At 75.8% G+C, this 3561-nt stretch carries 2 protein-coding genes and 2 pseudogenes; 2 read left to right on the top strand and 2 right to left on the bottom strand.

From position 1 onward, the window contains the following. Nucleotides 1-388 (bottom strand): annotated as a pseudogene (locus tag ACOV8S_RS28415) (alpha/beta hydrolase); the annotation flags it as partial. Nucleotides 389-595: 207 nt separating this feature from the next. On the opposite strand from ACOV8S_RS28415, the gene ACOV8S_RS28420 reads away from it, so the two are divergent. Both ACOV8S_RS28420 and kynU read left to right on the top strand, forming a co-directional pair. Next, complete coding sequence (locus tag ACOV8S_RS28420) at nucleotides 596-1435, top strand: tryptophan 2,3-dioxygenase family protein (RefSeq protein ID WP_448321370.1); 840 nt, start codon at nucleotides 596-598, stop codon at nucleotides 1433-1435. After that, entirely contained in the window at nucleotides 1428-2630 is a 1203-nt protein-coding gene (gene kynU, locus ACOV8S_RS28425; RefSeq protein WP_448321371.1) for a kynureninase, read from the top strand. Before ACOV8S_RS28420 ends, kynU begins: the two co-directional genes overlap by 8 nt. Nucleotides 2631-2733: 103 nt before the next feature. Here kynU and ACOV8S_RS28430 read toward each other — a convergent pair. Beyond that, nucleotides 2734-3561: pseudogene (locus tag ACOV8S_RS28430) on the bottom strand (serine/threonine protein kinase); the annotation flags it as partial.

Here is a 3561-nt window from a genome sequence, read left to right on the forward strand (position 1 = left end):
CCGCCACCCCGCCCCTGCGGTACTCGGGCACGGCCACGGCGAACCCGCGGCCGGCCAGGAAGGCGGCGAACGGGGTGACGTGCCGGCGGTCGTAGGGCGCCCGCCAGGCCCCGCCGTGCACCACCACGACCAGCGGCGCGGGCCGCTGACCGGCGCTCCCGGCGGACGGGGCGTAGAAGTCGACCACCTGGTCCGGGTGGTCGCCGTAGGCACGGGTCGCGTCCGGTGCCACGGGCTCGTGCGAGAGGGCCGACCGCTCCTCGGCGGCCGCCCGCTCCGCGGCGCTCCCGGCCGCCGAGCCGCCGGCCGCACCGCTCCCGGCCGCCGAGTCCCCGGCCGCACCGCTCCCCGTCGCCGCGTCCGCGGCCGTTCTCTCCTCGTCGGTCATGCGCTCGCTCCCACCTCTCCGCGGGCCCCGCGGCCCTTCGCCCCGCGACCGTCCACGGGGTGTCGTCGACGATGATGTCGGACGCGTCTCGTCGGGCGGGTATTGCCCGAGTGCGGGAACATTGCGGAGGATGCCCACGGGGACCGGGGCCCCCGTGCCGGTATCGGCAGGGGCGGACCGCTACCCGGAGTACAGCAGGAGACAGCGATGTCCCGACAGGCTCAGCAGACCCACGAGCCGGAGACCCCGCATCTCGAGTTCGACGGCTCGACGCCCTACGAGGACTACGTCCGGGCGGATGTGCTGACCCACCTCCAGCAACTGCGCTCGGACGACCCGGGCGAGATGGTGTTCCTGGTGACCACCCAGGTCATGGAGCTGTGGTTCACGGTGATCGTCCACGAGTGGGAGACGGCCTCCCAGGCCCTGCGCCGCGACGACGTCCCGGCTGCGACCGACGCGCTCAAGCGGTCCGTGCGGGAGCTGGAGGCGCTCAACGCCTCCTGGATCCCGCTCGGCCAGCTCACCCCGGCGCAGTTCAACTCCTACCGCGGGGCCCTCGGCGAGGGCTCCGGGTTCCAGTCGGCCATGTACCGCCGCCTGGAGTTCCTCCTCGGCGACAAGTCCCGCTCGATGCTGGTCCCGCACCGCGGCACCCCGCGTGCCCACGCGGAGCTGGAGAAGGCCCTCCACGAGCCCTCGCTCTACGACGAGGTGCTGCGCTTCCTGGCGCGCGGCGGTCACGCCGTGCCCGAGGCGGTGCTGCGGCGCGACGTCAGCGAGAAGTACGAACCGTCGCCCGAGGTCGAGCAGATGTGGGCGGACCTCTACACCCGCGACCAGAACGACCCGCTGGTCCGCCTCGGCGAGGCGCTGACCGACGTGGCCGAGCTGGTCTGGCGCTGGCGCAACGACCACCTGGTCGCCACCCGCCGCGCGATGGGCGCCAAGACCGGCACCGGCGGCTCCGCCGGGGTGGCCTGGCTGGAGAAGCGGGCCCGCAACACCGTGTTCCCCGAGCTCTGGACGGCGCGCAGCCATGTCTGAACTCCTGTCGAGAGCAACGGAACTGGACGCCGCCGACCCGCTGGCCGCACTGCGGTCGCGCTTCGCGCTGGACGACGTGACCTACCTGGACGGCAACTCGCTCGGCGCGCTCCCGGTGGGCGTCGCCGAGCGGATGCAGGACGTCGTGCGGCGGCAGTGGGGCGAGCTGCGCATCCGCTCCTGGGACGAGAGCGGCTGGTGGGACGCGCCCGAACGGATCGGCGACCGGATCGCGCCCCTGGTGGGCGCGGCGCCCGGGCAGGTCACGGTGGGCGACTCCACCTCGGTCAACGTCTTCAAGGCGCTGGTCGCGGCGGTCCGCATCGCCCGTGAGGGCGACGGCCCGGTCGAGCGGGACGAGATCCTGGTCGACGCCACCACCTTCCCCACCGACGGGTACGTGGCCGGGTCCGCGGCGCGGATGACGGGCTGCTCGCTGCGCCCGGTGCGCCCCGAGGACGTCCCGGCGGCGCTCGGCCCGCGGACCGCCGCGGTGCTGCTCAATCACGTCGACTACCGGGCCGGGCGGCTGCACGACCTGCCCGCCCTGACCGCGGCCGTCCACGCGGCGGGCGCGGTCGCCGTCTGGGACCTCTGCCACAGCGCGGGCGCGCTGCCGGTGGGCCTGGACGAGCACGGCGTCGACCTGGCCGTCGGGTGCACGTACAAGTACCTCAACGGCGGCCCCGGCGCGCCGGCCTTCCTGTACGTCCGCCGCGACCTCCAGGCACGGTTCGACACGCCCCTGCCCGGGTGGAACTCGCACGCCGACCCGTTCGGCATGCGCCCCGACTACGCCCCGGGCGAGGGCGCGGCGCGCGGCCGGGTCGGCACGCCGGAGATCCTGTCGCTGCTCGCGCTCGACGCGGCGCTGGACGTCTGGGAGGGCGTGGACGTCGCCGCGGTGCGGCGCAAGTCGCTGGAGCTCACGGACTTCTTCCTCGAGTGCGTCGCCGCGTACGTGCCCGAGGGGTCCGTGGAGTGCGTGACGCCCCTGCTCCACGGGGAGCGGGGGAGCCAGGTCTCGCTGCGGTGCGAGGGGGCCGGCGAGGTCATGCGTGAGCTGATCGCGCGCGGCGTGGTCGGCGACCACCGCCGGCCCGACATCCTCCGTTTCGGCTTCACCCCGCTCTACGTCACCTTCTCCGACGCCGAGCGGGCGGCCCGGGTCCTCGGGGGGATCCTCCGCGGCTGACCCCTGGTGCCCGGATCGCCCACCGGCCCGCCGCCGTCCGCCCCACCACGGGGTGACGGCGGCGGGCCGGTCCGCGTCCCGGGGGCGGCGGCCCGCCGTGGGGTCAGTCCCGGGTGTACGTGAGGCTGTCGCCGTCGGCCATGGTGCGGGTCAGGGCGCCGCCCTCGACGGTGAGGGTGGAGGGGGCGCCGGCCGAGCAGGAACTGAGCGGCTCGCCGTCGACCACCCGGGAGGGGCCCAGCCCGAGCACGCCGTCCCCGCCGGGGGCGTCCGTCAGGACGGCCTCGAAGACGCACCGGTAGGAGGAGGACGTGCCCTCCAGCGGTCCCTCGGCCACCAGGGTCAGCACCGGGTCGCCGACCTCGCCCTGGGTCAGCGTGATGTGCCGGGGGTTGGACCCCGCGGTGTTCTCGATGACGGCGCCCCACTCCCCGAGGAACCGCTCGGGCACCGCGCCCGCGTCGCCGTCGTCCTTGTCACCGTCCTTGTCGTCGTCGGCCGAGGTGGTCGGGGGCGGTCCGGGCTTCCCGGTGGTCCCCGTGGTCGCGGAGCCGGAGGTGCCGGTGCGGGTGTCCTTGTCGGCCCGCTCCTGCGTGTCCTTGCCGCGCATCACGCCGTACACCACCGCGCCGGCGATCAGCGCGACGGCCAGCGTCGCCGCCGCGACCCGCACCGCGGTGCGGGCGCGGCCCCCGTCGTCCGGGGGCCCGGCGGGTGCCACCGCCGTCACGCCCGGGAGCGGCTGTCCGAACTGCCCCGCGGTGTGCTGCCCGGGAACGGGCGGCCAGCCGTAACCCCCGCCGCCGTGGCCCGCGCCGTTGTGGCCGGGGCCCTGGGCGGGACCGTGGCCGTGCCCCTGGGAGTGGCCGCCCTGGCCGGGGCCCGCGGCGTACGGGTGGGGTGCGCCGAAGGCCGGCGGGAACGCCGGGGC

The organism is Streptomyces sp. CO7, from assembly GCF_053474865.1.

Excerpts from the sequence above, each read along its gene's own strand:
- ACOV8S_RS28420 (WP_448321370.1), top strand. The coding sequence starts at position 596 with ATGTCCCGACAGGCTCAGCAGACCCACGAGCCGGAGACCCCGCATCTC.
- kynU (WP_448321371.1), top strand. The coding sequence starts at position 1,428 with ATGTCTGAACTCCTGTCGAGAGCAACGGAACTGGACGCCGCCGACCCG.